Genomic DNA, 25,364 nt, shown 5'->3' on the forward strand with positions numbered 1-25,364 from the left:
TGCCGAAATAATATTTGACCAGCGCGGAATTGACCCTGCTCCGCGCTGCAATTTCGCTCAACGAAATATCGGTCGTACCCCGCTCGGCCATCAATTGTCCCGCCGCTTCCAGCAGTCGCTCGCGAGACTCCGCTGTCGACGAACTTCCTTCCGCCTCGATCTGCACCTTCATTCGTCACTCCCTGTGGTCGTCCCGGCACGACCATCCCCTGCAATCGGCGCGCCGCAGCTTGCGGCTATCCGTTCGGATATGGCGTAAATTAATTGATTGAACAATATATTCCCACGCCCTGTGGCGGCGGCGCTGGTCCTATTGGCCAGCCCGTCCAGATGATAAACTCCACGGCGTTCGCCAGATATGGATGGCCTGCGCGACGCTTGCCTGAAATTATCTATGCGATTAATTGCTGGAGCACCGCAATTGAAAAAGTGAGGAGAGTGAGGCCATGGACCTGCAGTTCAGCCGCGCCGACAGGGCGTTCCAGGCCGAGGTTCGCCGCTTCTTCGAAACCGAGTTCCCGCCTTCTGTCCTGAACAAGGTTCGCACCGGTCAATTTCTCGGACGTCAGGATTATGAAGCCGCACAGCAGGCGCTCCAGGCCCGTGGCTGGTTGGCTGCCAGCTGGCCCCGCGAGTTCGGAGGCACGGGATGGACGCCGGTCGAACGCTATCTGTTCGAAGAGGAAATGGAGCTGGCGGGCGCGCCGAACCTGGTTCCGATGGGCCTCATCTATATCGGGCCGATCATCTGTGCGTTCGGCACGCCCGAACAACAGCAGCGCTGGCTGCCCGACATTCTCTCGTCGCGCTCCTTCTGGGCGCAAGGCTATTCGGAACCCGACGCGGGGTCTGACCTCGCCAGTCTCGCCTTTTCGGCGGTACGCGATGGCGACGATTATATTCTGAATGGCTCCAAGATCTGGACAAGCGGCGCCCACATCGCCGACTGGATATTCTGCCTTTGCCGTACCTCGCACGAAGAAAGAAAGCAGGACGGCATATCGCTCATCTGCGCCCCGATGAATTGCGAAGGCATCAGCGTGCGGCCGATCGTTTCGATCGATGGCGCGCATGAGCTGAACCAGGTCTTCTTTACCGACGTCCGTGTTCCCGCCGCAAACCGCATCGGGGAGGAGGGGCGCGCCTGGCATTATGCAAACGTCCTTCTCAAGAACGAGCGCCTCTCTTACGCGCATGTTGGCCGCAAGAAGCGCGACCTTGCGACCCTCCGCACGATGGTCGCGGGCGACCGCGCCTTCGCCCGGCGGCTTGCCGATGCAGAATTTACGGTGATGGTGCTCGAACAGCAGGTTCTGAAGGCACTTGTGCATGGAAGCGATGCCGCCACCGTCGCAAGTCTGAAGATCGGTTGCACGCAGGCCGCGCAGTTGATCACCGAGCTGTATATCGACCGGGCAGGGGAGTATGCGGCGCCCTTTTTCGATCGCTCTCGTTCCGACTGGCATGAGGCGACGCCGCTCATTCCCGAGTTTGCCGCGGTCGCCACGGCCTCCTATTTCTTCGAGCGCGCGCAAACGATCTACGGGGGGACCACGGAAATTCAGAAGAATCTGGTCTGGCGCGCCATCGGATCCGCGCGCTGAGCGTCGGTCGCGCTCCGTGCCGTCATGTTTCGGCGCATGTCACGCCGGGAGGCGCGACGGTTCAGCTTGATCGCGCATCATTAATTGGGTAATTAAAATGCTGTGGCTTACGGTAAGGCAGCGAGAATAGCATATGATGGGAATGGCGGACGGCAAGGCGATGCTTACGGGCTTGAAGGTCGTCGATCTCACGACCGTCGTCTTCGGACCCTATTGCACCCATATTCTCGCTGAACTCGGCGCCGACGTCATCAAGGTCGAAGTGCCTGGAAGCGGGGACTCTTTTCGCTGGTCGGGCAAGGCGGCCGCGACCCATGGCATGGCGCCTGCTTTCATGGCAATCAACGGCAGCAAGCAATCGATCGCCCTCGATCTCAAGACCGCCGCCGACCTCGAGACGATGAAGAAGCTTCTGTCGGATGCGGATGTGTTCGTTCTCAATGTCAGGGGCAAAGCCGCCGAACGTCTCGGCCTGGACTATGAAGCGGTAAAGGCGATCAAGCCCGATATCATTTATGCGCATTGCGTCGGCTTCGGTCAGGATGGCCCCTATGCCGATCTACAGGCCTATGACGACGTCATCCAGGCAGCGTCGGGGACGGCAACGCTTCTCCCCCGCGTCGATGGCGATCCGCGCGCGCGCTATCTGCCCTCGCTGATCGCCGACAAGGTCGCCGGTCTTCATGGGGCGCACGCGGTGCTCGCCGCCATTATCCATCACATGCGGACTGGCGAGGGTCAGCTCGTTGAAATTCCGATGTTCGAGGTCTTCACCAATTTCATGCTGCTTGAGCATCTCGGCGGCCTGGCCTTCGACCCTCCCAATGCTCCGGTTGGCTATTTTCGCCAGATCGATCCCGATCGCCAGCCTTTCCCGACCTCCGACGGCTACGTGAGCATCGTCGCTTACACCGACGAAAGCTGGTCGCGGATATTCGAACTGCTTGGCAATCCGGGCTTCCTCGATCAGGACGCGTTCGCAACCCGCAAGGCGCGGGGGCGCAATCTCCCGCTCCTTTACCGCGAAATAGCAAGGTTGACGCCAGGCTTCACGACCGCCGACCTCGTTGCGCGCTGCCATGCCGCGCAAATCCCGGCTCAGCCTGTCCGTGACCTCGCCGACATCATGAATGATCCGCATCTTGCCGCCACCGGCTTCTTCGAAGCCTATGAGCATCCCACCGAAGGACGGTGCTTCCGGATGGGGCATCCTGTCCGCTTTGGCGTATCGCTGGGAGGAGCCGGCAAGGTCGCCCCGGCGATAGGCGAACAGAGCGAAGAAATCCGCCGATCCATCTCCGGATGACCGCTTTTGGTGCGGGCCTCGAACCCCGCATCCGAAGCCAGATTCCGCGCGATGACGGCATTGTGTGAAGCCACCGCCCGAAACAAGGGCGGGGCAAGGAGCAGGAGAGAAGATCATGCGCGCCAGACTGCGCCAAGAGGCTGACTGTATTGCGGTTTACGCCGTCACCTTCCTCGTTTGGGGCGCCATTTTGATGACGATCGCCGCCAAGCTCTGACCTTGCCGCGCAAGGCTCGCACTCCCGGCAAGATCGATGCGGCTTGATCGCGCCGCTGCGCCGGCCAAACCGGCACACCGCCGTGCGATTGGCTCATTGCCCCATGGAGAGTTTGAGCTGGGCTCCGGTAATGCTCGCCGCCTCGTCTGAAAGCAGAAAGGCGACGACGCGAGCGGCCGCCTGGGGCGAAATCCAGTCGCTCAGGTCAGCATCCGGCATGTCCGCGCGGTTCGCCGGCGTATCGATGATCGTCGGCAGCACTGCGTTCACCCGAATTCTCATGGGCCGAAGCTCCTCCGACAAGCTTGCCGTCAGCGCAGCGACTCCGGCTTTCGACGCAGTGTAGGGCGCCATTCCGACTTGCGGGTCTGTCGCAGCGGCGGCGCCGATATTCACGATTGAGCCGCCGTGCTCGAGGTGAGGGAGTATGGCATGTGAGGACGCCACTGCCGTTCGAAGATTCATGCGGTACATCCGGTCCCAGCTGTCGATCGATCCGTGTTCGAGCGTCTCCCAGACGAACCCTCCCGCGACATTGACCAGTCCCTTGATGCCTGACTTTTCCGCCGCGATCCGGGCATAGGCTTCCTTCACGACATCGCTGTCCGCGAGATCAATGCCGCTGGTGACAGACGCGGCGTCTTCGTGCGCACCCGACATATAATCGACGACCGCCACGTCATGACCGCGCGAAGCGAGTTCGGTGGTAATCGCCCGGCCCAGAATTCCCAAACCGCCCGCCACAATTATGCTCGACATTCATGCCTCCCGTTACCGACCCGCGACGACCAACAGGCCTCACGCGGATTCTCCAAAAATTGGGCGATCAGCCAAACGCCCGCCCGCGCTCGACGACGTCGAGACGTCTCGCCTCGACCTCTTCAGCGGTCACCTGCAGATTGGCCGCCCGCGAGCGCTCGCGTTCGAAGGCGAGCGCTTCCCCCAGCGCTAGCGCGTGGCCATCGTCGATCAAGCGCTTGTAGGACGCGATCATCGAAGGTGCAGCACTCGCAATGTCGCGAGCGATGGCCCGGGCCTTCGGCAGAAGTGCGTCGGGCGCGACGACATGGTTGACCAGCCCCCAGTCGAGCGCCTGTTCGGCGGTGACGAAATTTCCGGTGAGCGAAATCTCCTTGGCGCGCGAAAGACCAACGATGCGTGACAGCTTTTGCGACAGCCCCCAGCCGGGCATGATCCCCACACGGGCATGCGTATCGGCAAAGCGCGCGTTGGTCGACGCGATCAGGATATCGCACGCCAGCGCGAGCTCGAAGCCGCCGGTGATCGCCACGCCGTTGATCGCGCCGATGACCGGTTGTGGACAGGAAGCGATCGCCGCCACCGGATCGTCATTCTCGGTCCGCGTCTTCGTTTCTCCCAAGCTGCCGATATCGGCGCCCAGCTCCTTGAGGTCGAGGCCCGCGGAAAAGGCGCGCGATCCCGCGCCGGTCAGGACGATGGCATGGACGGAGCGATCCAGGGCCAGTTCGGTCATCGCCAGGCAAAGCTCCGAACGTAACTTCGCTGACAGGGCATTCATTGCCTCGGGGCGATTCAGAATGACGGTCGCAAGCATGTCATCGCGTATGACTTCGATCAGCTCCATGAGATGTCCTAGGGCGACCGTGGCGCCCGGCCCGCAACTCGGCGGGCACGATATTCTTGGCGGGTGTCAGTTGCTCTCCTGTGGTCGAAATCGCGCAATGGATCATGATGAACCATGATGAGCCGCTCCTGATCTGCGCCACGAGAGGCGGAAAATGGCCGTTGGCATTTCCCTGCCATAACAAGCATCGAGACGCGATATTAATTAATCAAGTAATTCTATTACCTGCCCTCGTCGGGTGTGTCATTGTCATGACGGAGGACAGCCCATCATATTTCGTCCTGCGACGATCCACGTCAGCCGCGGTATGCGGCTGGCAGCCATTCTGCTCGAAACGACGGACATTCGATCCGCTTCTACCATCGGCTCGCGCCATGACGGCTGTGCCCCCGGGGTTTAGACCTGTCAGGCGTTAAAATCCTTAGAATGATGGGGCCTTGTTGCGCGCTGATCGCCCATCATGGGTGCTTCGCGCAAGGCGCCTCGGGCTTGGCGATCAGATCAATGTCGACCATGCATCTTGCTGTTCCTTGCGCACCATTGCCTCGGCACTCGCAGGTCGCACGGTTCGATATGGAGGGTGCTCGGCCTCGATCACTTCGATGATCGCCTCGATCATCTCGGCAGGATCATACTGATGGATGAGCTCGCGAACAGGCCAGTGCCCGACCACTCGCTCGCCCTGATCCCACCACTGATCCATGCTCTCCATGCCGGTGTCATTAAAACCCGTGCGGAAGGCTCCGGGGGTCACCGTCAGCACCTCGACACCATAGGGTTTCAGTTCCTCGTGCATCGCCGAACAGATGCCTTCGACAGCATGCTTTGATGCTGCGTAAGCGCCATCGAAGGGAACCTTGACCAGCCCGGCTACCGATGAGGTCCAGACGATCCGGCCGGCACCGCGCCTGACCATGGCGCGGGCAAAGCCTTGCGCGAGTTCGAGCGCGGCAAAGACATTGGTTTCGAATACGGAACGAAACACCGTCATCGGAATCTCGACCATTGGTCCCGATTCCATGATCCCGGCATTATTGAACAATATGTCGATCTCGATGCCGAGCGCTTTTGCGCGGTCTATCTCATTCAAGACGTCCAGCTTGATAACCTGCATGTCGGACTCTTCCGCCTAGGCAGCATTCCGCAATTCCCAGACCTGGGGCCATATTTGGCAGCCGGCAATTACCCGATGCCCGCGCTTTGCCAGACCGAACGCGACGCCACGACCAAAGCCGGAAGCCGCACCGGTTATGAGGACCGTCTTGCTCATCTCGTATCTCCCATAGCGTCAATCTTAAGCGTCGATCTCACCGTTGCGGATCGCGACCCTGATCGCTTGCCCGGTCGTCAGAACGCCCAGGCGCTTGCGGACGCGCCGAAGATGATTTTCGACTGTGCGCTCGGACAGGCCGAGGGTCACGGCGATGTCGGCCTGCCGCCGCCCGGCGGCAGTCCAGGCCAGAACTTCCCGCTCGCGATCGGACAGCTTGCTTACGCTATCGATCGGCGCTTCGAAGACCTTTCGCGCGGCAAGAAAAGCCGCTTCCGCAATCAGCCCAAGCGCCAATCGCGCCTGCGGTGATGCGTCGATCCGCTCTCCGCCCAGACTCATTGCGCCCTCAAGTCCGAGCGGGCCGAATATGGGAATCTGGAGGCCATGAATCCCCTGCCCACGCGGCACGCGCACAACCTTGTAAAGGTCGCCGTCCTCTCCAACCGTCTTGGTCCAGAAGAAGGGTTCACGCGCCTCAAGAATGTGGCGCGTCACCGGACAGCGGCGGATATAGGTCGCAGCATCGACGCTTTCGCCGTCACCGAACCAGTCACCTTCAACCCAGTAGATGCTCTGCAGCACCTCATCATGTGCTGCGGATGCCGAGAATAGCACAAACCGGTCGTAGCCTAGGGGGCCGGCAAAGGCGCGGACCCCATTTTCGATTGCGGCAAGTTCGTCGGCCACCTCGATCGCAAGGACGCTCCGAAATGCCGCATCGGCGGTGACCGCACTCATCGACCGGCCCTATCCATCAACCCGTGTCGGCATCCGCGAGCAATGCTTCGGCGGCCAGCTTGCCGAGCGCATTGCCCGCCAGCGGGCTGTCTCCCGTCAGCAGCTTGCGGTCCCGGTGCACGGCGCCCGAAATACCCTCGTTGATGATCTCGAAACCGAGGGCCTTCAGCTTCTCGCCGAACTTCCAAGTGAGATGACCCGGCATATAGCCGATGTCCGGCGTCGTCGCATCGAGCGCATCGGGGAAGGCACAGATTTTGTAGCCGCGGTAGATGTCGCTGTTCCCGACCGCGAGAAAAGCGGCGGGTCCATGACAGAGCGAAATCAGGAAGCGGTCATTGGCGGCCGCCCATTCCAACGCAGCCTTGACATCTTCGCTCTCGGGCAAGCCGATCAGCGCGCCATGGCCACCGGGAATGAAGATCGCGGCATAGTCTTCGAGCCCGCCGGCAACAACGTCGGCCAAGGTGAGCGGGCTTTTGAACTGAGGGTGATATTTGTCGAAGAAGTCCTTCACCTCGTCATCTTGCGGCGGCATCGCCCAGAATTCGAACTTGACCGGGTTGCCCGAGACGGTTGCCACATCGAATGCAAACCCCGCCTTGTCGAGATGATACATCGGCAAAAGCGTCTCGACGGGATGATTGCCGGTCGAGAAGAAGGCACCATTGTCGGTGAGAAGATAGCGTTCGTCGGCACCGATCATCAGAATCTTTTTGCTGCCTTGGTAGGGCGCGGCATAGTCCGCACCGCTGAGGTCGGACTTCGGCGAGGTGAACTGGCCGAGCGAATAGGGTGAGGGAAAGAATGCGTCCTTCTCGGCGGGGTCGGATTGCGGTTTCTTGTCGTTTGTTTGAGTGTCAGCCATGAGGTGCTCCTGTGTATGAATTTGTTTCAGCCTAATCCTCCCAGCGGGTGAAACAATGAGGGTTTTCCCTCAACGGTCACGAGGCGCCAGCACCGCGTGCGTTGCGATGCCGAGCCCGCGGTGTGCCGGTACCTACCAGCTTTCGCGAACCCCTTTTGCACGGGTAATCGGTGAACATATTGATCTTTATCTTCAGGCAGCCGCTGAGGTTTTGCCTCGTCGAAGTCCCGGCTATTCATTCACGATGTAGGAGTGTTTGGCAGAATGTTCTCTCGCTGCCTGGGAGTAAGCACCCCGCTTGAAAATGAAGCGTCCATGCTGCGGCGATCTGGCTTAGATCGAGTGGAGGATGGGTGGTGGGGCGTGCGCGTGCCGCGAGCCGCGATCGAACGGATTGCCGAGGCCGGTGGCTTAATCGGCCTCACCGAGGACCGCCAGGTGGGCGCCGGTCACGTGGTCCGCGTGGAATATTGCCTATTGTGAATGAATTCCGATCTGGAGCCAGTTCGCATTGCGGAATCGCGTGATTGACGCATGATGGCGGCAGCGCCGATGATGTATCGGCGCGTGACCGGGTTTCGCTACGCATGTCCAGGCCCAAGCTAAAGGTAGCGATACGCTCACCGACGAGTGTTTCCTTTTCCCGGTCGCTCTTTTGCGAAAACTTCTTCATGCGATTATTATTGGATAATAAAATGGATGGCGTCTTGGCCAGAGCATAACTTCCTCAATGCGACTCATTCCGGTCGCTAATTGGGAAGGAAGACGTGATGAATAAGCAGCATAGCAGCGAGCTGATCGATCTCGGCGCGATCAGTGTCGAAACCCGGGGCATCGAACCCCTCGGCCCCGTCGATGAGGACCAGGGCGAACACTATCTGTTCGCCGGCGGCATCACCGTCGACGATTGACAGCGCTGGCGTGCCGCCACCGTGCGGCACGCCATTCGCAGCGGCTTGCCTGAAACCTTCATGACACCCTTGCTGCGCCCCGGCCTGCACTATCGGTGCGTGAACGAAAGCTTCGTCTTCTTCGACCTTCTTGAAAACCGTTATTTTCTGCTCGCCGGCAGCTCAGCGGAGGCCTTCCAACGCTTTCTCAACGGGACTTCCACGCAGGCCGACCATGACGAACTGCAAAGCTGCGGTCTCACCGGCGAGACCGGGAAGGGGAGAGTGCCGCGCGCGGTTTCCATAGCCAGTCCGTCTCGCAGCCTTGTGGATGCTCCGCTTCGTCGTTCTGACATTCTTTCCGCCGTAGCGAGCGTGGCCGCGCAGCGGCGCGCGCAGCGCGACCTGCGCCGCCGCCCGATCGCCCAAATCCTCGGTGAATTCTCCGGCGCGCATGACTCCATACCGGCAGCGACCGGGGAGGCGTGCGAAGCAATCGCAGCGGCCTTCCACCGCGCGAGGCGCTATGTGTCGATCGCCGACCAATGCCTTCCCCGCGGCATCGCGATGAAGCGCATGATGGCCCGGCAAAAGCAGGGCGTCTCGCTTGTCTTCGGCGTCACCATGCCTTTCGCCGCGCACTGCTGGGTGCAGGCCGGCGACCTCGTTCTGACCGATCCGCTCGATGTCGTGCTCCATTATGAACCGATCTTCGCTGTCTGATGGTAGGCGGCTATCATATCGACCTGGGTCCGAACTCGGCTAGCCTCTCGCTGCATGGCGTCCCGCCGGATATCCTTCTGCCCGGCGCCGCGATCTGGTCAGGGGAGCCGCTAATCCGCGTCGGGCCGCGGACCATCATCATCGGCCGGCTTTTCCGTCGCGGCACACCGAGCACTTCGGTCCTCACAATAGGACAGGCGGAAGCGGACCGTCTAATGGACGATCGGGGGCGCGGGCTGCTCGGCGGATATTGGGGTGGCTATGTGGTCGTGCATGTGGGGCCGGATGATGCGGTGCGTATATTTCGCGACCCTTCCGGGCTGCTTCCCTGCTATTTCCGCATTGGAGCGGAAGGGGTCGCTCTCGGCGGTACGATCTTGAACCTCGCCGCGCCCGGCCCCGATGCCGTCGACTTTCCGGAGCTTGCCTGCATCCTTGCGGGCGGAGATTTGCGCGGACGGAAGACATGTCTTGCCGGCGTCGAAGAGTTGATCGCGGGCGAGTGCCTCGTCTTCGATCGGGGGCGGGCTACGACGGAGCCCTGGTGGTCACCCTGGGATCATGTAGGGGGTAGTGGCATAGGCTCGGAAGACGCTGTTGTTTCTCTCGTCACCTAAGTCGGGGAATATGACCGGAGCGGAGATCGTGATTGATGGCGGCCTACTCGCATAGAATGGTCGGCACCCGCAGCGCTGTGGCTGGACTTTGGAATGTCTGCTCTCTTTGTTGAGCAGCCCAAAAGCTGCCTGTGTGTAACCGGCCATCTGTGTTTTCAGCCGGGAGCGGATTCCCGGAGGATGAGGCTCACCGGCAGCGTCGACGAATAGGTGCCTTCCCCTTCCAGCCGTCGAAACAGATGATCGACGATCGTCGCCGCGATACCGGGGACATCTTGCCGAATGGTGGTTAGCGCCGGATGGGATTGCGAGGCGAGATCGCTGTCGTCGAAACCCACGACGGAGATGTCGTCAGGGCAGCGCATGCCTGCACTCTCAAGCGCGCGGATCGCGGACAGCGCGATGCCGTCAGAGGCCGCAAAGATGCCGTCGAATTCCACCCCCCGCGCGAGAAGATCGCGCACCGCGTCATGGGCCGAGGGTCCCGTAAAATGCGCGGGCAGGACGAAGCTCTCGTCGACCGACAGGCCATGATCGCCGATCGCCTGCCGGTAACCGTCCAGCCGGAGGTCGATCTGCGGCAGTTCGGCGGGACCGAGGAACAGGATGCGCCTGCGGCCGGATCGGAGCAAATGGTCCGTGGCAAGCCGGCCGCCCTCGAAATTGTCGGAGCCGACGGAGCAATAGATTTGATCTGGCAGTTCTGAACCGAAGACGACCAGCGGGCGGTAGTCGCGGGCCGCAAGGTTAAGGGCCTGATGCTGGTCGCTCTGCCCGACGATGATGAAGCCGTCGGCGCGCTGCGACTGAACGAGGCGCCCTAGCCAATGCGCGTCGGGCGAGGGCTCGCGCACGAGCAGGATGTCGTAGCGCCGCTGCGAAATCTCGTCGGCGAGATGTCCGAACAGGCGCAGGAAGAAGGGGTCTGAAATCAGCTGCTCGCGCTCGTGGCCAAGCGGGACCGCGACGGCGATCGTCTGCGTCTGGCTCTGGCGCAGGTTCCGCGCGGCGCGGTTCACGACATAGCCATGCTCTCTCGCCAGCGCCTGGATCGTAGTTCGCGTCGCCTCGGGAATGGTGGGATGATCGGCAAGCGCCCGCGACACGGTCGACGAGGATACCCCCGCGATCCGCGCAATGTCCGTCATCTTGACTGCCCGGCCCGACTTTGGGCGCACCTTTTCCAGTTCCATTCCACTCGCCCGTCTGCGTTACGCCATCGATTGCACCGCCGATCAGGCCTGCGCAAGGTCCGGCGTCAAATTCGGTGCCGTGTTGTGATCGGCGTTGCGCGCCGCAAGGCTTTCGAGGACCGCCGCATGATGCGACCGATCGATCCTGTATCGCCGAAGAAAGGGGATGGCCGCGAGCACGACCAGCGCGCCGCCGAGGCCCCATAGGAGACCCACCGACGTGGCGATATCCGGCGGGACGATCCCGCTCGCTTTCGCCGGCGCCACGAACCCGATGAGTTGGAGACCGAGTCCGGAAAGGAAGGCACCGAGACCGGTGGCAGCCTTGGCTCCGACCATCAGCGCCGCGGCATAGAGGGCCTCGCGGCGCACGCCGAAGAGGTGATCATGCTCATCGACCGCGTCGGCGATCATCGAGTAGAAGCAGACGAAGCAGAGCGCGCCGCAGCCGCCGAAGAGCAAGCCGCTGATCGCGACGAGAACGACCGCGATCATCGACCCCGCGGGAATGACGCCGGTGACGGCGAGCAGGGTGATGACGATCTGGTAGACGCCGAGCAGCGTGATCGCGCCGACGACGCCGTCGCGCTTTTCGATGCGCCGCAGCAAGAGGCCTGCGGCGAGGGTTCCGAGCAGCATGCCGAGCGGCAGAACGAGCAGCGGCAGCTGCATATAGGCGGTCGGCAGCTCCCAGAAATAGCGGTACGCGTGAAGGTTGAGCGCCGTCGTCGCGCCCTGGCCGACCAGCACCAGCACCGCGCCGCCGAACATCGGCACGAAGGACGGATTGCGAAACATCTGTGCCATGTCCGACAGGAAGCCGGTGCCCGTCGCCTCGCCGGGCGGCATCGGCAGCCTGCGCACGGTCTTGAAGATCCCCCCCACGCAGACCGACCCGAACCCGCCGATCAGGCAGGCGGTCATGAGCCCGAGCCACTGGTAGGGTGGCCGGGTCTGGAGCGCGCCGTCTTCGGCGAACAGGAAGCCGAAGGCGGGGAGAAGCGCGGCCGCGGTGCCCAGCACGATGAACAGGGCCCGGTAGGTGCTGATAATCGAGCGCTCGCCATAATCGTCGCTGAGTTCGGCGGTCAGCGCCGAATGAGGGAGCGCGAAAACCGACAGGCCGACACGCAGGACGATGTTGAGCGCCAGCACATAAGCGAAGAGGGCGCCGCCGGCGAGATTGGCGGGGAGCGTGAACAGCAGCGCCGAGGCGATCATCATGGGCGGAAGCGCGATCGTCATGAAGGGGAGGCGGCGGCCCCAGCGCGACCGCCAATTGTCCGAGAGCCGCCCGATGAACGGATCGAGCAACCCGTCGACGCCAAGCGAGATCAGGAAAATGCTGCCGGCGGCAGCCCCCGACATCCCGCATACGGCGGTGAGATAGAAGAGGAGGAAGGTGTTGACGATCGCCTGGACGATGGCGTCGACGGCTTGACCGCTCCCGTAATAAAGCTTCGTCGAAGTGCCGACTTTGGCGCCTTTCGGAAGGTCGGTCGGTCCTGTCATGCGTGCTCTCCACCTACATTCGTTGCCGCCGGGTAACAGAGAGTTGACAACTGCGCAATCGATTGCGTAAACCGCACGCAATCGATTGCGTATTCCATCGCGGATTCGCAGCTTATGGGGAGAGGACCTATGACACGCCGCCTGACCGCCGCCGCCTTTACCGGCATTGCACATATCGCATTGATCACTCCGGTGATGGCGCAAGATGCAGCTTCCACGACGGAAAGCAGTGACAGCGACATCGTCGTGACGGCGTCGCGCCAGGGCTCGCAGTCGCTGATCGACACGCCGCTCGCGATCCAGGCCTTCAGCGGCGAGCAGCTCGAAGAGCGCGGAATCCGCGAGACGACCGATCTTGTGAACTCGATCCCGGGTGCTTCGCCGGGCGAACAGGTCGGCTCGGTGATCAAGACCTTCTCGCTGCGCGGCGTGGGAGCCGCGGGCGGCATCGGCGACTCGCCGATCGGCTACTATATCGACGACGTTCCCTTCGCGATTCCCAATTCGCCGATCGCGCCGCCGCTCCGCTTCATCGATATCGACCGCATCGAGGTCCTGCGCGGGCCGCAGGGTACGCTCTATGGGCAGGGTTCGGCAGGGGGCACGATCATCTACCATACGCGCGAGCCCGATCTCGACAATTTCGAGATGCGCGGCGAGGCGACGATCGCGAAGATGGATGATGCGAGCGCGCTGAACTACGGGGTGTCGGCAGCGATCTCGGTGCCGCTGATCAAGGATCGGCTCGCGATCCGCATCAGCGGCGGCTATGACAAGCGTGCCGGCTATGTCGATATCTTCAGCGAGACGCCGGCGACCGGTGGGCCGTCGTTCAAGAATGCCAACGACGTCACCAACCGCGACGTGCGGGCGGTCCTGCTCTGGCAGCCGACCGACGCGCTGCGCATCCGGGCGCAGGCCGCGCACTGGGAACCGCGCCAGAATTATACGCAGAGCATCAACCAGCTTGAGCCTGCCCAGCAGTGGTTCAGCGGAACCACGCGCGGATATGAGAACGGGAATTTCGATCTCTACAGCGTGTCGGTCGAATATGACGCCGGCGCCGCGATCCTCAGCAGTTCGACCAGCTATCTCGATGCCGAATATGGCTATCTGACCGGACAGACCTTCGGACCGCTCGGCACCGGCGCGCTCTTCAACGGTTATGATGCGCGCAGCTTCGCGCAGGAAATCCAGCTTCGCTCGAACGGCGATGGTCCGTTCCACTGGCTGGTCGGCGGTTTCTACCAGAATGCTAAGGCGCTCTTCAGCTTCGATGCCAACTTGACCGCGCTCACCATCAGTGGGTTCAACGATACGCGGACCCGCAACTATTCCGCTTTCGGCGAAATCAGCTACGATCTGTTCGGCGGCAAGCTCGTGCCGCTGGTCGGCATCCGCTATTACAAGGACAATCGACGCTTCGATGCGGACTCGATCCTGACCGGAACGGGCTCGGGGCAAACCAAACCCGACAAGGTGACGTGGCGCGCGAACCTTTCCTGGTTCCCGACCGACGATCTGACCGCCTTCGTGACGGTCAGCACGGGATTCCGGAGCGGCATTACCCAGACGCCGTTCCAGGCCTCGCTGGTCGAGGCATCGGGGATCCCGTCGTCGAGTGCGCTCAATCCCGATACGCTCACCAACTATGAGGCGGGCATCAAGGCGAAGCTTGCCGACGGACGCGTCCAGCTCGGGCTCAACGTCTACCGCATCGATTTCAAGGATCTGCAATTCGGTCTCACGCCGTTCGGCGTTTCCGCGTTCGCGAACGTCGGCAAAGCCCGCACGACGGGGGTCGATCTCGAAGCGCGGTGGCGCACCCCGATCGATGGCCTCAATCTCGGCGCGGTCGCCAACTGGAACGACAGCGAATTCCGCGACATCTATCCCGCCGTCACCGCCTCGCTTCCCAACGTCGCCAATGGCGAGCGCCTCTCGAGCACAGCGAAGTATAATTATCGTCTCGATGCCGATTTCGAGCGGCCGCTCGGCAGCGGCGACCTGCGCTTCTTCCTCAACGGTGCGGCCAGCCGCACCAGCAGCCGGGTCATGTACGACGGCTATGTCGTCCGGCCCTACTCGCTCTACAATGCCAGTGCGGGAATCCGCACGGACCGCTGGGAGCTTTCGATCTTCGGCGAGAATCTCGCCGACGAACGCGGTCCGTCTTTCGTTCGCAACAGTCTGCTGCTCGCCGGACCTTATCCGCGCACCATCGGCCTGCGCTTGCGCACCACCATCGATTGATCAGGAGGGGCGAGCGCAGCGGCGCTCGCCCCCTCATTTGATTCCGATGTTCGACGGCGCGTCCGTCCGGTTTTCGAATATTTGAGAGTGAAATTATCATGATGGTTCCGGCTCGCTGGACGGGTGATCATATCGAGGCGATCGACGCAGCGCCCGTTCTGCGGGCGCCGCTGCTCAGCGAGGAAGATTTCGCACCGATCGCTCCCGATCTCGGCGTCTGGGACGCCTGGCCTGTGCAGGACGAGGCCGGAAAGCCGATCATCCTGGCCGGTGGCAGGCAGCTGTGGATGGCACTCGGCGCGCCGCGCTTCGCCGACCCGGACGAGCGCCACGGGCATGCACGCATCCACCTGCTGCTGCACAGCGCGGAAGGATGGCGGCACCTCGGGCCGGCCATGCCAGACGGCTTTTCACCCGGTAGCCGCGAATGGTCGGGGTCGGCCGTCGCTTCCGCGGACCTTGCGACCGTCGCCCTATATTTTACCGCTACCGGGCGTCGCGGCGAGCAGATTTTGACCTTCGAGCAGCGTTTATTTTCAGCGTTGGCGACGCTCGACCTGTCGGGCGAGGCACCCAGGCTTGGCGATTGGCGCGAGCTGGAAGAAATCGTCCCGATCGACCTCGAGCATTATATGTCCACCTGCGGCGGCCCGAGCGAGGTCGGGAAGATCAAGGCGTTCCGCGATCCGGCCTTTCTCCGTGATCCGGCGGGAGGCGATGATTATCTGCTGTTCGCGGGATCGCAGGCGCGCTCGCGGTCCGAATATAACGGCGTCATCGGAATTGTTCGCCGACAATGCGGCGAGCAGGGCTGGACCCTCCTTCCGCCGATCGTCAGCGCAGACACGCTCAACAACGAACTCGAGCGACCGCACATCATTTTCCACGCCGGCCTTTATTATCTCTTCTGGTCGACGCAGCGTCATGTTTTTGCGCCGTCGGGGCCTGCCGGCCCGACCGGGCTCTACGCAATGGTATCCCCCGCGCTCTTCGAGGGCTGGCGCCCGGTCAATGGTAGCGGGCTGGTGTTCGCCAATCCCGAAGCCGCGCCGGCGCAGGCCTATAGCTGGTTCGTACTGCCCGACTTGTCCGTCACGAGCTTTGTCGATGACTGGAGCGGCGGCGATGACCGGAACTTCGGCGGCGCGTTTGCGCCGTTCGTTCATCTGTGGCTGGCAGGCGACAAGGCAGGGATCGCGCGATAGCTATGGTCCCTATGAAGACAATCGCCGGCATCGAACTGGGGGGGACGAAAGCGCTGGCTGTCCTTGCCCGCGGGAGCGAGATTCTGGCGAGCGCGCGATTTGCGACGACGACGCCAAATGAAACGCTCGGCGCCCTCGTCGATACGCTCGAAGGGTGGAAGCGGCGCGAAGGATTTGCCGCGCTCGGAATAGCTTCTTTCGGTCCGCTGCGGCTTGATCCGGGTGCAACGGATTTTGGCACAATGCTCGCCACGCCCAAGGCAGGCTGGAGCGGAGCCGATATCGCGGGTGCGCTGGGCGCGGTCGCGGATTGCCCGTGGCGTATCGATACCGACGTCAATGCCGCGGCCCTTGCCGAATGGCGCTGGGGCGCTGGACAGGGCCTCGACAGCCTCTGCTATCTGACGCTCGGCACCGGCGTCGGCGGGGGCTTGCTGCTCGGAGGGCGCCCCGTGCACGGGGCGCTCCATCCCGAGATCGGGCATCTCCGATTGCGGCGCGCAAACGGCGACGAGTTTTCGGGTAGCTGCCCGTTTCATGGCGACTGCATCGAGGGCCTGTTGTCGGGTCCTGCGCTGCAGGCGCGGTTCGGCAGGGCGGGCGAGGAAATACGGGCAGATGATCCGCGCTGGTCGTTTGTCGCGCACGACCTGGCCCAGCTGATCGGTGCTCTTCTGCTGGTAACGAGCCCGCAGAAAATCCTGATAGGCGGCGGGATCGGCATGGGCCGCTCCTTTCTGCTCGAACGCGCCTGGCAGCATGTCGTCGCGGACCTGGCTGGCTATCTTCCCTTCGTCCCGGGCGACGCGGCCGAAGATCTGGTCACGCTTCCGGCGCTCGGAGACCGGGCCGGGCCGCTTGGCGCCGTCGCGCTCGGCGAAGCCGTGTTGATCGATGCCCGAACCAAGGAGGGAAAATTTTGACCAACCGTTCCCAAATTCAGGGCACCGTCGATCCGCAATTCGCGGCGTGCCGCGACGCATTCGAAGCGAACTTCCAGGAGGGCGGCGAACGCGGGGCCGCCTGCGCCATCTATCGTGACGGCCAGCCGGTGCTCGATCTCTGGGGCGGCTCGGCAGATGCCAGCGATCAAACCCCCTGGTATCGCAATACCGCCGTCCCCGTTTTCTCGGTCACCAAGGGAATATCGGCACTGTGCGTCCTGTCGCAGGTCTCGAACGGCAGGATCGATCTCGATCTGCCGCTCGCGCACTACTGGCCCGAGTTCGCGGCGCACGGCAAGGGCGATATCAGTGTCCGCAAGGCGCTCGCACATCAGGCTGGCGTTCCCCTGATAAGCGGACCGATCACGATCGCAGGCCTGGCCGATACAGCCGCGATGGCAGCAAGGCTTGCGGCGGAAGCTCCGCTGTTCGAGCCGGGCACGGCACACGCCTATCATGCGATCACCGTGGGCTGGATCACGTCGGAACTGATGCGGCGGGTGACCGGCCAGACCATCGGAGAATGGTTCCGCGCCAATCTTGCTGGGCCGTTGGAACTCAACATACAGATTGGCCGCAGCGGCGACGCGCAGTCGCCCATTGCCGCCGTCGAGGTTCCGGCCGAATATGACACGCCCGAACTTGACCCGTCATCGATCGCAGCGCGCGCGATATCGCTGAATGGCCTTTTCCCCGCGCGGATGAGCGGTCTCGCCGACGCCATGAACGATCCCGCCGTGCAGCGCGTCGAACTGGCGGGCGCAAATGGTGTCGCCGACGCGCGCTCGCTCGCGCGGCTCTATTCGAAGGCGATCGGTAGCGTCGGCCAGGCTCCGCTTGTTTCGGAGGATTGCCTTCGCGACGCCTGTCGTACCGTGTCTTCGGGAACGCCTTTCGGTCAGGACTTCGCCGGTCCGACCTGGGGCGCGGGCCTCATGCTGCCATGGGCGATCCAGCCGATGCTCGGCGAGGGATCGTTCGGCCATGACGGGGCGGGGGGCTCGCTCGCCTTTGCCCACCCATCCTCGGGTGTCAGCTTTGCCTATGTCCGCAACCGCACCGGCCAACCCGGCGTCAGGGACCCACAAGTGTACCGCGTCGTCGATGCGCTGGCGCGCATCCTCGGCCTTTCCATTCCAACTTATTGACGGAGTTTATCGTGGCGCTCGACCCAGTATTGCAGCAACTTGTCGACCAACTGCCTTCCGTGCCGCCGGGGCCCGTCGACTATCCGACGCTTCGGGCGCAGGCTGCCGCGATGATCCCGATGATCGTTGGGCCGGGCGGCCGCATAGACGTTGCTTCGATCGAAGACCGGCAGATCGAAACGCGCGACGCCAAGGTCCCACTCCGGATTTACCGTCCATCGACCGAGCCGACGGGGACGCTGCACTATATTCACGGCGGCGGCTGGGCCATCGGCGACCTCGACACCGTCGATCATACCATCCGCCGGCTATGCCGGGATCTCTCGATGGTGGTGGTGGCCAGCAGCTATCGTCTCGCCCCCGAGCATCCCTTCCCGGCGGGATTTGACGACAGCCTCGCGGCCGCGCGCTGGATTGCCGCCAATCGGTCGCCCCTCGGCGGTGATAGTCTGCCAGCGATCATCGGCGGCGATAGCGCCGGCGGCAATCTAGCGGCCGCAATCTGCATCGCTATGCGCGACGAGCCCCAAGAGGGACGGCCCTTTGATGCACAGCTCCTGCTCTACCCGGCCGTCGACCTCGACGCCGGCGAGAATGACTATCCGTCCCGCGTTCGCGACGCTGATCCGGCGCTCCGCCGCGCGAGTCTGACGGTGTGTGTCGCCGATTATGCGCAGGGCGCCGACACCGCCGATCCGCGCCTGTCGCCTCTCAAGGCAGACGATCTCTCGCGCTTGCCGCGTGCGTTGACGGTCGTCCTATCGGTCGATCCGCTGCGCGACGAGGCCGTTGCCTACGCCGGACGCCTGCGAGATGCGGGGGTTCGCTCCGAACTCCTGGAGTTCGATCATCTGACGCATGGTTTCGTGCATTTTGCCGGGATCATACCGGCTGCCGCCGAGGCGACCGATGAGGTCGTCGCGCGGCTGCAAGCTTTGCTGGCGAATGGGTAGACTGCGGCTGGCCGCGATCAGGTTGAGGACATGCTAGATGACAATCCCGGGTTTGATGCAGAACCTGCCGCTCAACATTTCGCAGATATTGCGCTTTGCAGCGACAGCGCACGGCGATCGCGAGATCGTATCGAAGGACTTCGACGGCAAGCTCTTTCGTTACGATTATGCGGGTGCGCTCTCGCGAGCGGCGGCGGGGGCCGAGTGGCTCATGAGCCTCGGGCTCGAACCGGGGGACCGGATCAGCTCGCTCGCTTGGAATACGCACCGGCATTTCGAACTGTTTTTTGCTGCGCCCGGGAAGGGGCTTGTTCTCCACACCGCCAATCCGAGGCTCCCGGACGAACATATCGCATTTACGATCAACCATGCCGAAAGCCGGGTGCTTCTCTATGACGCCAATCTGCACGAGATCGTCGAGCGGCTGAAACCCGCGCTCCATACGATCGAGCATTTCGTGATGCTGACCGGGGATGACTATGATCGGCGCATCGCTGAATTTTCCGGGACAACCCTTTGGCCCGACCTCGAGGAGAACAGCGGGGCCTTTCTCTGCTACACATCGGGCACCACCGGCGATCCGAAGGGCGTGCTCTACTCGCACCGCTCGGTGGTGCTGCACGCGCTTGTCGCCGGCCTGTCGGGCGCGCTCGGTTTCTCTGCCTTCGACGTGATCTTGCCGTGCCAGTCGCTCTATCACGCGACGGCCTGGGGCCTCCCATTCGCGGGAGCGATTAACGGAGCGAAGTTCGTATTTCCGTGCGACAAATTCGACGGAGCGAGCCTGCAAGAGCTGATCAAGTCCGAGGGCGTCACCTTCTCGGGCGGCGTGCCGACAATCTGGACCATGTATCTCGATCACCTCGCCCGCACGGGCGAGGACACGGGGACGCTCGAGCGTGTCGTGATTGGCGGGTCGGCCGTGCCGCGCGCGATGGCGGAGACGTTCGAGACCCAATATGGCGTCAAGGTTCGCCAGATCTGGGGCATGACCGAGATGTCGCCGCTCGGCGTGCTCGCAACACCGACGCCCAAGGTTGCAGCACTAGGCCATGATGAAATGAACGACATCATCTGGACGCGGCAAGGCCGGCTCCAGTTTGGCGTCGAACTCAAGATTGTCGACGATGATGGTCAGGACCTGTCGCACGATGGTGTCCAGGCAGGCAGCGTCCTCGTTCGTGGACCTTGGGTGCTGGAACGATATTACCGGCAAGCGGTCAGCGCGCTCGACGCCGACGGATGGTTCGATACCGGCGACATCGCCACTGTAGATGCGAATGGTTTTATGCGCATCACCGACCGGAAGAAGGACGTCATCAAATCGGGCGGCGAATGGATCAGTTCGATCGACATCGAAAATGTCGCCGTCGCTTGCCCGGGCGTCAAAATCGCGGCCGTTATTGGCGTATTTCATCCCAAGTGGGAGGAACGGCCGCTCCTCGTCATCGAACCTATGCCGGAAGCCTCGTTGACCGAAGCGGATGTCCGGGCATGGCTTGAGCCCCGGCTCGTCAAATGGTGGCTTCCCGACCAGATCATTTTCGCTGACGTGCCGCTCACGGCGACTGGAAAGATCGACAAGAAGGCGCTCCGCACTTTCTACAAAGGCCGGCTGACGGCGTAATGTCCACTAACTTGCCGTCGTTCCCAAAAGCTGCCCGCCCCAGATCGGCCAGTTTTGCCGAAAATCCGACCCCTGCTTGAGTTTTGATTCCGACCACATTTGATAGTTGAGCCCGACATATGAGGGGCGCACACTAGCGTCGGCAAGCGACGCTAGGGACCGCGCTGATGCGCGCGCGCGTGCACACTTGGCTCGCTGTCCTCGCGCGGCGGCTTCGGCACCGCGCGCTTGTTCGCTGTACTGCCGCAGCGGGCTCTGGTTTACCCAGCCACTCAAGCGCACCGATCTTGGGAGCCTCGCACACTTTCGGTTCCAGGTGCTATGACAATTGGTGCGCCTGCGTTCCTTCGGGTGTCACGCCGCGACCGATTTCACCGCGTCCACTTCGACGCAGAAAAGGGCCCGGGCCTTTCCGGCGGCCTTGGCACGGTACAGGGCGCTATCGGCGCATGTGAGGAGACGCTCCAGCTCCAAGCCCATCCTTGGCGCCGTCGCAATTCCCACGCTGACCGAGATGGTCAGGAGCTTATCCCCGATAGCGTAAGGCTTGCTAATTTCGCGTATGATTCGACGTGCGATGAATTCGGCTTCGGTGTCCTGCAGTACGTCCGCTTGCAGCACGACAAACTCGTCACCGCCGAGCCGCGCGACCACATCATCGCTGCGGACTATTGCCTTGAGCCGTCGAGCCACTTCTTTCAGCACTGCATCACCAGCTGGGTGGCCGTGGCGATCATTAATCGCCTTGAACCCGTCGAGGTCGAGAAAATGCACGGCAATCTGGCTGTCGGCGTCTTTTGCTGCGACCATGCGCGCCTGAAAAAACTCGCGGAGCGATAGACGGTTCGCAAGGTCGGTGAGAGCGTCGGTCTTAGCGAGCAGCGCCAAATCGTGCCGCGCTATGTGATGCTCAACCGCGGTTCGGTAGAGATGCGCGACGGTCTGAAGGCTGAGTCCGGTGATCATCGCGACGATGAAGGCTTCGATCAGAAAAAATTCGGCGTGCACGGGACCGGGGTGCGGCGTGAAGGCGTGCAAGGCCAGCGCGGTAACCGTGGGCAGGGTCGCTAGCAACAGGCTTATGACGCAGATTTTCGGCCTTATCGCGATTCGCGACACGATGCCGGCGCCGAAGCCAAATACGAGGCTAACGGTGAGAAGATGCAGGATTGGCTCGTGAATGAAGATCACGGCGACGTTGAGGGCGGCGATCAGCGTCGCAAGGGCATAGTTGCCAATCGCATAGCGAAGTTCCCAACGCTTCAACCCTTCGAAGTCCAAACCCGGAGAGGCTCGCCGATAGGCGATCAGTATCCAGAGACGTAGGAACGTCACCAAAGCGCCAGCACTGCGAGGAGGAGGAGAAAAGGGCTATCGAGTTCGCGGCTCACCATCAGACATATGCCGACAAATGCCACGCCAAATCCGAAGATCGGCAGCGCCATACCGAAGAGCATATCGATGAATTCCCGATAGACGAGGAGCGGAAGCGCGGCAGGGTCCGGGAAGCCCGCAAATCGGGCCTTGTGCATGGTTGACGCTAGGGAATCCGATCGTCTCATGCGGGAACTATGACCAAAGTCCGTTAATATCTCGTGTGGACTGCCATAACGCTGCCAGCCGCGCACTTTGAAGGAGATCACAACCTTGCCTCGTTGATCGACCATTCTCTTGAAGGCTGCAGAAGCAAGATAGCATTGGCGGGTAGATGTCTCTCGACGGAATTTGATGGGAATGAAACCGAGCCAACGGAGAAACGGCCGTTGCTGCCGTTCAATCGCCCTGAAGCAGACTGGCGGGCACCGCCAGTTTTGCCAAAATCGGACCCTAATCGGACATCCTAATTCGGTCGGTTCTGATCAACAAATACCGCCGCTGTAGGCGCCTGTTTAAACTTTTATGGCGTCGAACTCTCCCGATGCTTGCGGAGCCCGTGGCTGGCGCTTTCGCAATTACCTCATGTTCGTGCACCAGCCACTGTCCGCCTAGGTCAAGACGGTCAAAATTTGTTCCCCGCACTTGGCTTGATTTCAAGGGTGACTCCTTCCTGGATCACGACGATAACGTCTTTTGCTGCGCCGACCTCGACGATAGGGCCTGCCTGGCGAGCGAGATCTAGATAGAAATCCGTGAGCTTGTCGGACGATTTCGAAAGACCGCCGGCAATTCCGGCCTTGACGGCACCGCCGGCATCGAGCGTCCGCACTGAGCCGAGCGCCGAAGTCGAGACGTCCCCGATCGTATTCTCGACCGTCTGGCTGATACCGCTGATGGTCCCGGCGATGAAGGCGCGAGCGAGGCTCGCCCCGGCGCGCGTCACGACCTTGCCTGACAGCCCTTTCTTGCCGTCGGTATCGACGAAGAAGCCCTTTATTGGCTGGTCGACGACCGAATGTTCGTCGAAATCGACGCAGGAGAGCGAGACAAGTTGGACCTCGACGCGCTCCTTCGCGAGGCTGCCCGTCGCGTTGCCGATGACGAAGCAGCCGGCGAGATTGGCTTTCACATCATTCGGTAACACCGCTGGTGCCTGCACGCGAGCGATTAACGGCTCGGGGTTCGAGGTCGCATCACGGCTTGCGAGCGCGTCGATCCCGGTTAGAAGCCGCGCTTTCATGAAACCAGGCGGCAAATAGATCGTCCTGGTCTTTTTTTTGGCGCCAGCCGGCTCGGCTTTACCGTCGATACTTGCTGCGGTCGGCGCCATCGCTGCCGCGCCGATCGCGCCGACCGTCTTCTCGATCGGAGGCGCAGACGGAGCGGGCGGGATAGTTGGCGGCGTCGGCGGCGGCGGGATCTCGCCATTCGCCCCTCCCGCGTCGCCGGGCGGCGGTGGATAATCGGGAATGGCTCCAGGCAGGGCAGGGGGAAGCCCAAGGTCGCCGTCGGGTAGCGCTGCGGCGCCACTGCCGGGCACGATTTTGCCTTCCTCGATCGCGGTGACGCGGTCGCCGAGCAAGGTCTGGCCGTCGAGGATCTTCTGGAGATCGCCGCGAAGCTTGGTTTCGAGGCTGTCGCCACGAAGGCCGGCACCCATGTCGAGCTTGGTCGCAGGCGGGGTCTCGACAGGCCCATCATTGCCGTCGGTGCTGGCGGTATAGAGACCTGTCCCAAGCATCGCGACGATGCCTGCGACGCCGAGCTGTCTAGCACGAAGCTTTTGCTTCGAACTTAGCATCGCCCAGCGATCCTTCAGCGCGAGCAGTGCGGGGCCGCGGCTGATCTTCCGGCTCTCTGGTGGCATCTGCTTGCCGACATCTCCGAGGTCAAGTGCCTCCTGTACGGGCGTATCGGTCATTCCTCGTCTCCGCGGCGGATTACGATCAGCCGCACACTTTCGCCGGGCTTCACCGCGAGCCTGTCGAGCGTGACCGCGAAGATGTCACTGCCGAGCGCGCGATCGAGAAACTGCCTCTCCTCGACAACCGCCTCGCTGTCGCTGCTGAGCTGATATTCCGAGACGGAGAGGCCAGCGCCTTCGACCGCGAGCCGCCGCCGCTCGATCAATTTGACCGCCGGCAAGGCGGTCACGGTGATCACGCCGGCCCGCGGCGCTACGTCCATGAAGGTCGCTGGCACGCGGCCTTGCAACACGGCGAGGGTGATCGAGATCGCTCGCTCTTCTTCGACAAGCGGGCCCAGCAGCTTCTCGTTTTCAGCAGCGCGCTGAGTGCGTCCGCGCGCCAGCGTCACCGTCTGCGCCGGAATGTCGGCGGGTTCGGCATAGAGCGGATAGATGGCGCCGTTGCAGCTAATGAAGAATTCCGACGGTATAGTCACATAGCTGCGCGTTACGATCCCCATATCCTCGACTTCCTTGACGAGGAACTTGATCCAGGCGTCGGAGCCCGCGCGTTCGACAGCGATGGCCTTTTCGGCTGAGAATTTCACATCCTCGATCTCCCCACCCATGCAGACGACATGATTGACATCGCGGTTCGAGAGCCGGATCATGCTGGTCTGCTCGGGCAGAGCGGTAACCGATTGTGCTGCGAGCGTGACAGGCAGCACTAGAGCGGCAACCACGAACGTCGTGGCGCGCGTCCTAGCGAGGCTGGGCATCGAAATTCTCCTCGGTGAGCGCAACGAGCCAGAAGCGGCCATTCTCAACCGCGTAGCGGATGCGCAGATTGCCGCGGAACTTGCGGATGACGCCGCCGATGACCCGGACCTTCTCGACCGGCAGGAGAATATCGTGGTCGGTCCATTGCACCGGTTGGTCGGGGCGAATGTAGGTCGCGATTGACAGCGTCGGATTGTTCGCAAGCTCGCCCAATATACCGGTCAGGCTGTCGCGCATGCTGTTGTACGCTGACGGGTGGACAATCGAGAGCAATTCCTGAAATTGCCGGTCCGCCGAATAGGCGGAGTAGGTGCCGGCGAGAGCGACGATGTTGCGCGCGATTGTTCGCAGATAGGTCGCCGATGGCTTCGAACCGGTGACATAAAGGTCCCCCCCCGATCCGAACGGCACGACAATTGTTCGCTCTTTCTGGTCGGAGCTGTAGATTATAGCCCCGAGCACGGCGGTGATGCCGAACAGGCCGACGATCGCGAACTTGAGCAGCCGGTTCTCTTCGAACAGGTTCGACGAGCCTTGGAGGTAGCGATGGATGCCAAAGCTCGCGGGCTTGCCGACAAGCGGATCGACCGGCTGGCGGCTTGATTTTCCAATGCGGCTAAACAT

The 25,364-nt window shown here is 62.3% G+C and carries 22 protein-coding genes and 3 pseudogenes; 11 read left to right on the forward strand and 14 right to left on the reverse strand.

From position 1 onward, the window contains the following. Positions 1-37: 37 nt before the first annotated feature. Positions 38-172, reverse strand: a pseudogene (locus tag V6U71_RS03965) (hypothetical protein); the annotation flags it as partial. A 274-nt stretch (positions 173-446) separates the two neighbouring features. Here V6U71_RS03965 and V6U71_RS03970 point away from each other — a divergent pair. Both V6U71_RS03970 and V6U71_RS03975 read left to right on the forward strand, forming a co-directional pair. Further along, positions 447-1,604, forward strand: coding sequence for an acyl-CoA dehydrogenase family protein (locus V6U71_RS03970; protein ID WP_411341049.1), 1,158 nt, complete (start codon positions 447-449; stop codon positions 1,602-1,604). A 133-nt stretch (positions 1,605-1,737) separates the two neighbouring features. After that, a complete protein-coding gene (locus V6U71_RS03975; RefSeq protein WP_231732804.1) occupies positions 1,738-2,910 on the forward strand; it encodes a CaiB/BaiF CoA transferase family protein in 1,173 nt (390 codons plus the stop codon). Positions 2,911-3,220: 310 nt separating this feature from the next. Here the strand turns inward: V6U71_RS03975 and V6U71_RS03980 are convergent, their stop codons facing one another. The 5 genes and pseudogenes from V6U71_RS03980 to hchA all read right to left on the reverse strand — a co-directional run bounded on the left by V6U71_RS03980 (position 3,221) and on the right by hchA (position 7,612). Beyond that, complete coding sequence (locus V6U71_RS03980; RefSeq protein ID WP_058537071.1) at positions 3,221-3,886, reverse strand: SDR family NAD(P)-dependent oxidoreductase; 666 nt, start codon at positions 3,884-3,886, stop codon at positions 3,221-3,223. A gap of 67 nt (positions 3,887-3,953) precedes the next feature. After that, positions 3,954-4,733: an enoyl-CoA hydratase gene (locus V6U71_RS03985; protein WP_411341050.1), complete on the reverse strand. Its 780-nt coding sequence runs from the start codon at positions 4,731-4,733 to the stop codon at positions 3,954-3,956. Positions 4,734-5,229: 496 nt separating this feature from the next. Then, positions 5,230-6,003, reverse strand: a pseudogene (locus tag V6U71_RS03990) (SDR family oxidoreductase). 24 nt (positions 6,004-6,027) lie between these two features. After that, complete coding sequence (locus V6U71_RS03995; RefSeq protein ID WP_411341051.1) at positions 6,028-6,744, reverse strand: PA1136 family autoinducer-binding transcriptional regulator; 717 nt, start codon at positions 6,742-6,744, stop codon at positions 6,028-6,030. A gap of 16 nt (positions 6,745-6,760) precedes the next feature. Then, entirely contained in the window at positions 6,761-7,612 is an 852-nt protein-coding gene (gene hchA / locus V6U71_RS04000; protein ID WP_411341052.1) for a glyoxalase III HchA, read from the reverse strand. A 770-nt stretch (positions 7,613-8,382) separates the two neighbouring features. On the opposite strand from hchA, the gene V6U71_RS04005 reads away from it, so the two are divergent. Genes V6U71_RS04005 through V6U71_RS04015 form a run of 3 tightly spaced genes read left to right on the forward strand, consistent with a single transcriptional unit; the run spans position 8,383 to position 9,842 of the window. Continuing rightward, on the forward strand, positions 8,383-8,523 hold the full coding sequence (locus V6U71_RS04005; RefSeq protein WP_156419802.1) for a benenodin family lasso peptide: 141 nt from the start codon (positions 8,383-8,385) through the stop codon (positions 8,521-8,523). Positions 8,524-8,583: 60 nt separating this feature from the next. After that, complete coding sequence (locus tag V6U71_RS04010) at positions 8,584-9,225, forward strand: lasso peptide biosynthesis B2 protein (RefSeq protein ID WP_058537068.1); 642 nt, start codon at positions 8,584-8,586, stop codon at positions 9,223-9,225. Continuing rightward, on the forward strand, positions 9,225-9,842 hold the full coding sequence (locus tag V6U71_RS04015; RefSeq protein ID WP_058537067.1) for a hypothetical protein: 618 nt from the start codon (positions 9,225-9,227) through the stop codon (positions 9,840-9,842). The genes V6U71_RS04010 and V6U71_RS04015 overlap by 1 nt, the downstream gene beginning before the upstream one ends. A gap of 155 nt (positions 9,843-9,997) precedes the next feature. Here the strand turns inward: V6U71_RS04015 and V6U71_RS04020 are convergent, their stop codons facing one another. The 3 genes and pseudogenes from V6U71_RS04020 to V6U71_RS04030 all read right to left on the reverse strand — a co-directional run bounded on the left by V6U71_RS04020 (position 9,998) and on the right by V6U71_RS04030 (position 12,547). Next, positions 9,998-10,861 carry a substrate-binding domain-containing protein gene (locus V6U71_RS04020; protein WP_411342304.1) on the reverse strand — a complete coding sequence of 288 codons (864 nt, stop codon included), beginning with the start codon at positions 10,859-10,861 and terminating at the stop codon, positions 9,998-10,000. Between the two features lie 54 nt (positions 10,862-10,915). Continuing rightward, a pseudogene (locus V6U71_RS04025) lies at positions 10,916-11,035 on the reverse strand (LacI family DNA-binding transcriptional regulator); the annotation flags it as partial. 42 nt (positions 11,036-11,077) lie between these two features. After that, the gene (locus V6U71_RS04030; RefSeq protein WP_411341053.1) at positions 11,078-12,547 is read right to left on the reverse strand and encodes an MFS transporter; all 1,470 of its coding nucleotides are present in this window, start codon (positions 12,545-12,547) and stop codon (positions 11,078-11,080) included. A gap of 129 nt (positions 12,548-12,676) precedes the next feature. On the opposite strand from V6U71_RS04030, the gene V6U71_RS04035 reads away from it, so the two are divergent. The 6 genes from V6U71_RS04035 (at position 12,677) to V6U71_RS04060 (ending at position 20,677) form a co-directional block, all read left to right on the forward strand. Then, complete coding sequence (locus tag V6U71_RS04035; RefSeq protein WP_411341054.1) at positions 12,677-14,800, forward strand: TonB-dependent receptor; 2,124 nt, start codon at positions 12,677-12,679, stop codon at positions 14,798-14,800. Positions 14,801-14,898: 98 nt separating this feature from the next. Beyond that, positions 14,899-16,005 (forward strand): glycoside hydrolase family 68 protein, encoded by a 1,107-nt coding sequence (locus V6U71_RS04040; RefSeq protein ID WP_231732802.1) that lies wholly within the window; start codon positions 14,899-14,901, stop codon positions 16,003-16,005. Positions 16,006-16,016: 11 nt separating this feature from the next. Next, positions 16,017-16,928 (forward strand): ROK family protein, encoded by a 912-nt coding sequence (locus V6U71_RS04045; protein ID WP_231732801.1) that lies wholly within the window; start codon positions 16,017-16,019, stop codon positions 16,926-16,928. After that, positions 16,925-18,097, forward strand: a complete 1,173-nt coding sequence (locus V6U71_RS04050; protein WP_058537063.1) for a serine hydrolase domain-containing protein — start codon at positions 16,925-16,927, stop codon at positions 18,095-18,097. Before V6U71_RS04045 ends, V6U71_RS04050 begins: the two co-directional genes overlap by 4 nt. A gap of 11 nt (positions 18,098-18,108) precedes the next feature. After that, entirely contained in the window at positions 18,109-19,050 is a 942-nt protein-coding gene (locus tag V6U71_RS04055) for an alpha/beta hydrolase (protein ID WP_411341055.1), read from the forward strand. 37 nt (positions 19,051-19,087) lie between these two features. Beyond that, entirely contained in the window at positions 19,088-20,677 is a 1,590-nt protein-coding gene (locus V6U71_RS04060) for a long-chain fatty acid--CoA ligase (protein WP_411341056.1), read from the forward strand. Between the two features lie 354 nt (positions 20,678-21,031). Here V6U71_RS04060 and V6U71_RS04065 read toward each other — a convergent pair whose 3' ends face one another. The 5 genes from V6U71_RS04065 to V6U71_RS04085 all read right to left on the reverse strand — a co-directional run bounded on the left by V6U71_RS04065 (position 21,032) and on the right by V6U71_RS04085 (position 25,364). After that, positions 21,032-22,012 (reverse strand): GGDEF domain-containing protein, encoded by a 981-nt coding sequence (locus V6U71_RS04065; protein ID WP_231732800.1) that lies wholly within the window; start codon positions 22,010-22,012, stop codon positions 21,032-21,034. Then, positions 22,009-22,344 carry a hypothetical protein gene (locus tag V6U71_RS04070; RefSeq protein WP_156419799.1) on the reverse strand — a complete coding sequence of 112 codons (336 nt, stop codon included), beginning with the start codon at positions 22,342-22,344 and terminating at the stop codon, positions 22,009-22,011. Before V6U71_RS04070 ends, V6U71_RS04065 begins: the two co-directional genes overlap by 4 nt. A 332-nt stretch (positions 22,345-22,676) precedes the next feature. Then, on the reverse strand, positions 22,677-23,975 hold the full coding sequence (locus V6U71_RS04075) for a TraB/VirB10 family protein (protein WP_411341057.1): 1,299 nt from the start codon (positions 23,973-23,975) through the stop codon (positions 22,677-22,679). Further along, a complete protein-coding gene (locus tag V6U71_RS04080; RefSeq protein WP_411341058.1) occupies positions 23,972-24,739 on the reverse strand; it encodes a type-F conjugative transfer system secretin TraK in 768 nt (255 codons plus the stop codon). The genes V6U71_RS04075 and V6U71_RS04080 overlap by 4 nt, the downstream gene beginning before the upstream one ends. Next, complete coding sequence (locus V6U71_RS04085; RefSeq protein ID WP_058537059.1) at positions 24,723-25,364, reverse strand: TraE/TraK family type IV conjugative transfer system protein; 642 nt, start codon at positions 25,362-25,364, stop codon at positions 24,723-24,725. The genes V6U71_RS04080 and V6U71_RS04085 overlap by 17 nt, the downstream gene beginning before the upstream one ends.

The sequence above is a fragment of the Sphingopyxis sp. J-6 genome (assembly GCF_046603995.1).
GTDB lineage: Bacteria > Pseudomonadota > Alphaproteobacteria > Sphingomonadales > Sphingomonadaceae > Sphingopyxis.

Coding starts and splice junctions, on each gene's coding strand:
- V6U71_RS03970 (WP_411341049.1), top strand. CDS start 447: ATGGACCTGCAGTTCAGCCGCGCCGACAGGGCGTTCCAGGCCGAGGTT.
- V6U71_RS03975 (WP_231732804.1), top strand. CDS start 1,738: ATGATGGGAATGGCGGACGGCAAGGCGATGCTTACGGGCTTGAAGGTC.
- V6U71_RS03980 (WP_058537071.1), bottom strand. CDS start 3,886: ATGTCGAGCATAATTGTGGCGGGCGGTTTGGGAATTCTGGGCCGGGCG.
- V6U71_RS03985 (WP_411341050.1), bottom strand. CDS start 4,733: ATGGAGCTGATCGAAGTCATACGCGATGACATGCTTGCGACCGTCATT.
- V6U71_RS03995 (WP_411341051.1), bottom strand. CDS start 6,744: ATGAGTGCGGTCACCGCCGATGCGGCATTTCGGAGCGTCCTTGCGATC.
- hchA (WP_411341052.1), bottom strand. CDS start 7,612: ATGGCTGACACTCAAACAAACGACAAGAAACCGCAATCCGACCCCGCC.
- V6U71_RS04005 (WP_156419802.1), top strand. CDS start 8,383: ATGAATAAGCAGCATAGCAGCGAGCTGATCGATCTCGGCGCGATCAGT.
- V6U71_RS04010 (WP_058537068.1), top strand. CDS start 8,584: ATGACACCCTTGCTGCGCCCCGGCCTGCACTATCGGTGCGTGAACGAA.
- V6U71_RS04015 (WP_058537067.1), top strand. CDS start 9,225: ATGGTAGGCGGCTATCATATCGACCTGGGTCCGAACTCGGCTAGCCTC.
- V6U71_RS04030 (WP_411341053.1), bottom strand. CDS start 12,547: ATGACAGGACCGACCGACCTTCCGAAAGGCGCCAAAGTCGGCACTTCG.
- V6U71_RS04035 (WP_411341054.1), top strand. CDS start 12,677: ATGACACGCCGCCTGACCGCCGCCGCCTTTACCGGCATTGCACATATC.
- V6U71_RS04040 (WP_231732802.1), top strand. CDS start 14,899: ATGATGGTTCCGGCTCGCTGGACGGGTGATCATATCGAGGCGATCGAC.
- V6U71_RS04045 (WP_231732801.1), top strand. CDS start 16,017: ATGAAGACAATCGCCGGCATCGAACTGGGGGGGACGAAAGCGCTGGCT.
- V6U71_RS04060 (WP_411341056.1), top strand. CDS start 19,088: ATGACAATCCCGGGTTTGATGCAGAACCTGCCGCTCAACATTTCGCAG.
- V6U71_RS04070 (WP_156419799.1), bottom strand. CDS start 22,344: ATGGTCGATCAACGAGGCAAGGTTGTGATCTCCTTCAAAGTGCGCGGC.
- V6U71_RS04075 (WP_411341057.1), bottom strand. CDS start 23,975: ATGACCGATACGCCCGTACAGGAGGCACTTGACCTCGGAGATGTCGGC.
- V6U71_RS04080 (WP_411341058.1), bottom strand. CDS start 24,739: ATGCCCAGCCTCGCTAGGACGCGCGCCACGACGTTCGTGGTTGCCGCT.
- V6U71_RS04085 (WP_058537059.1), bottom strand. CDS start 25,364: ATGTTTAGCCGCATTGGAAAATCAAGCCGCCAGCCGGTCGATCCGCTT.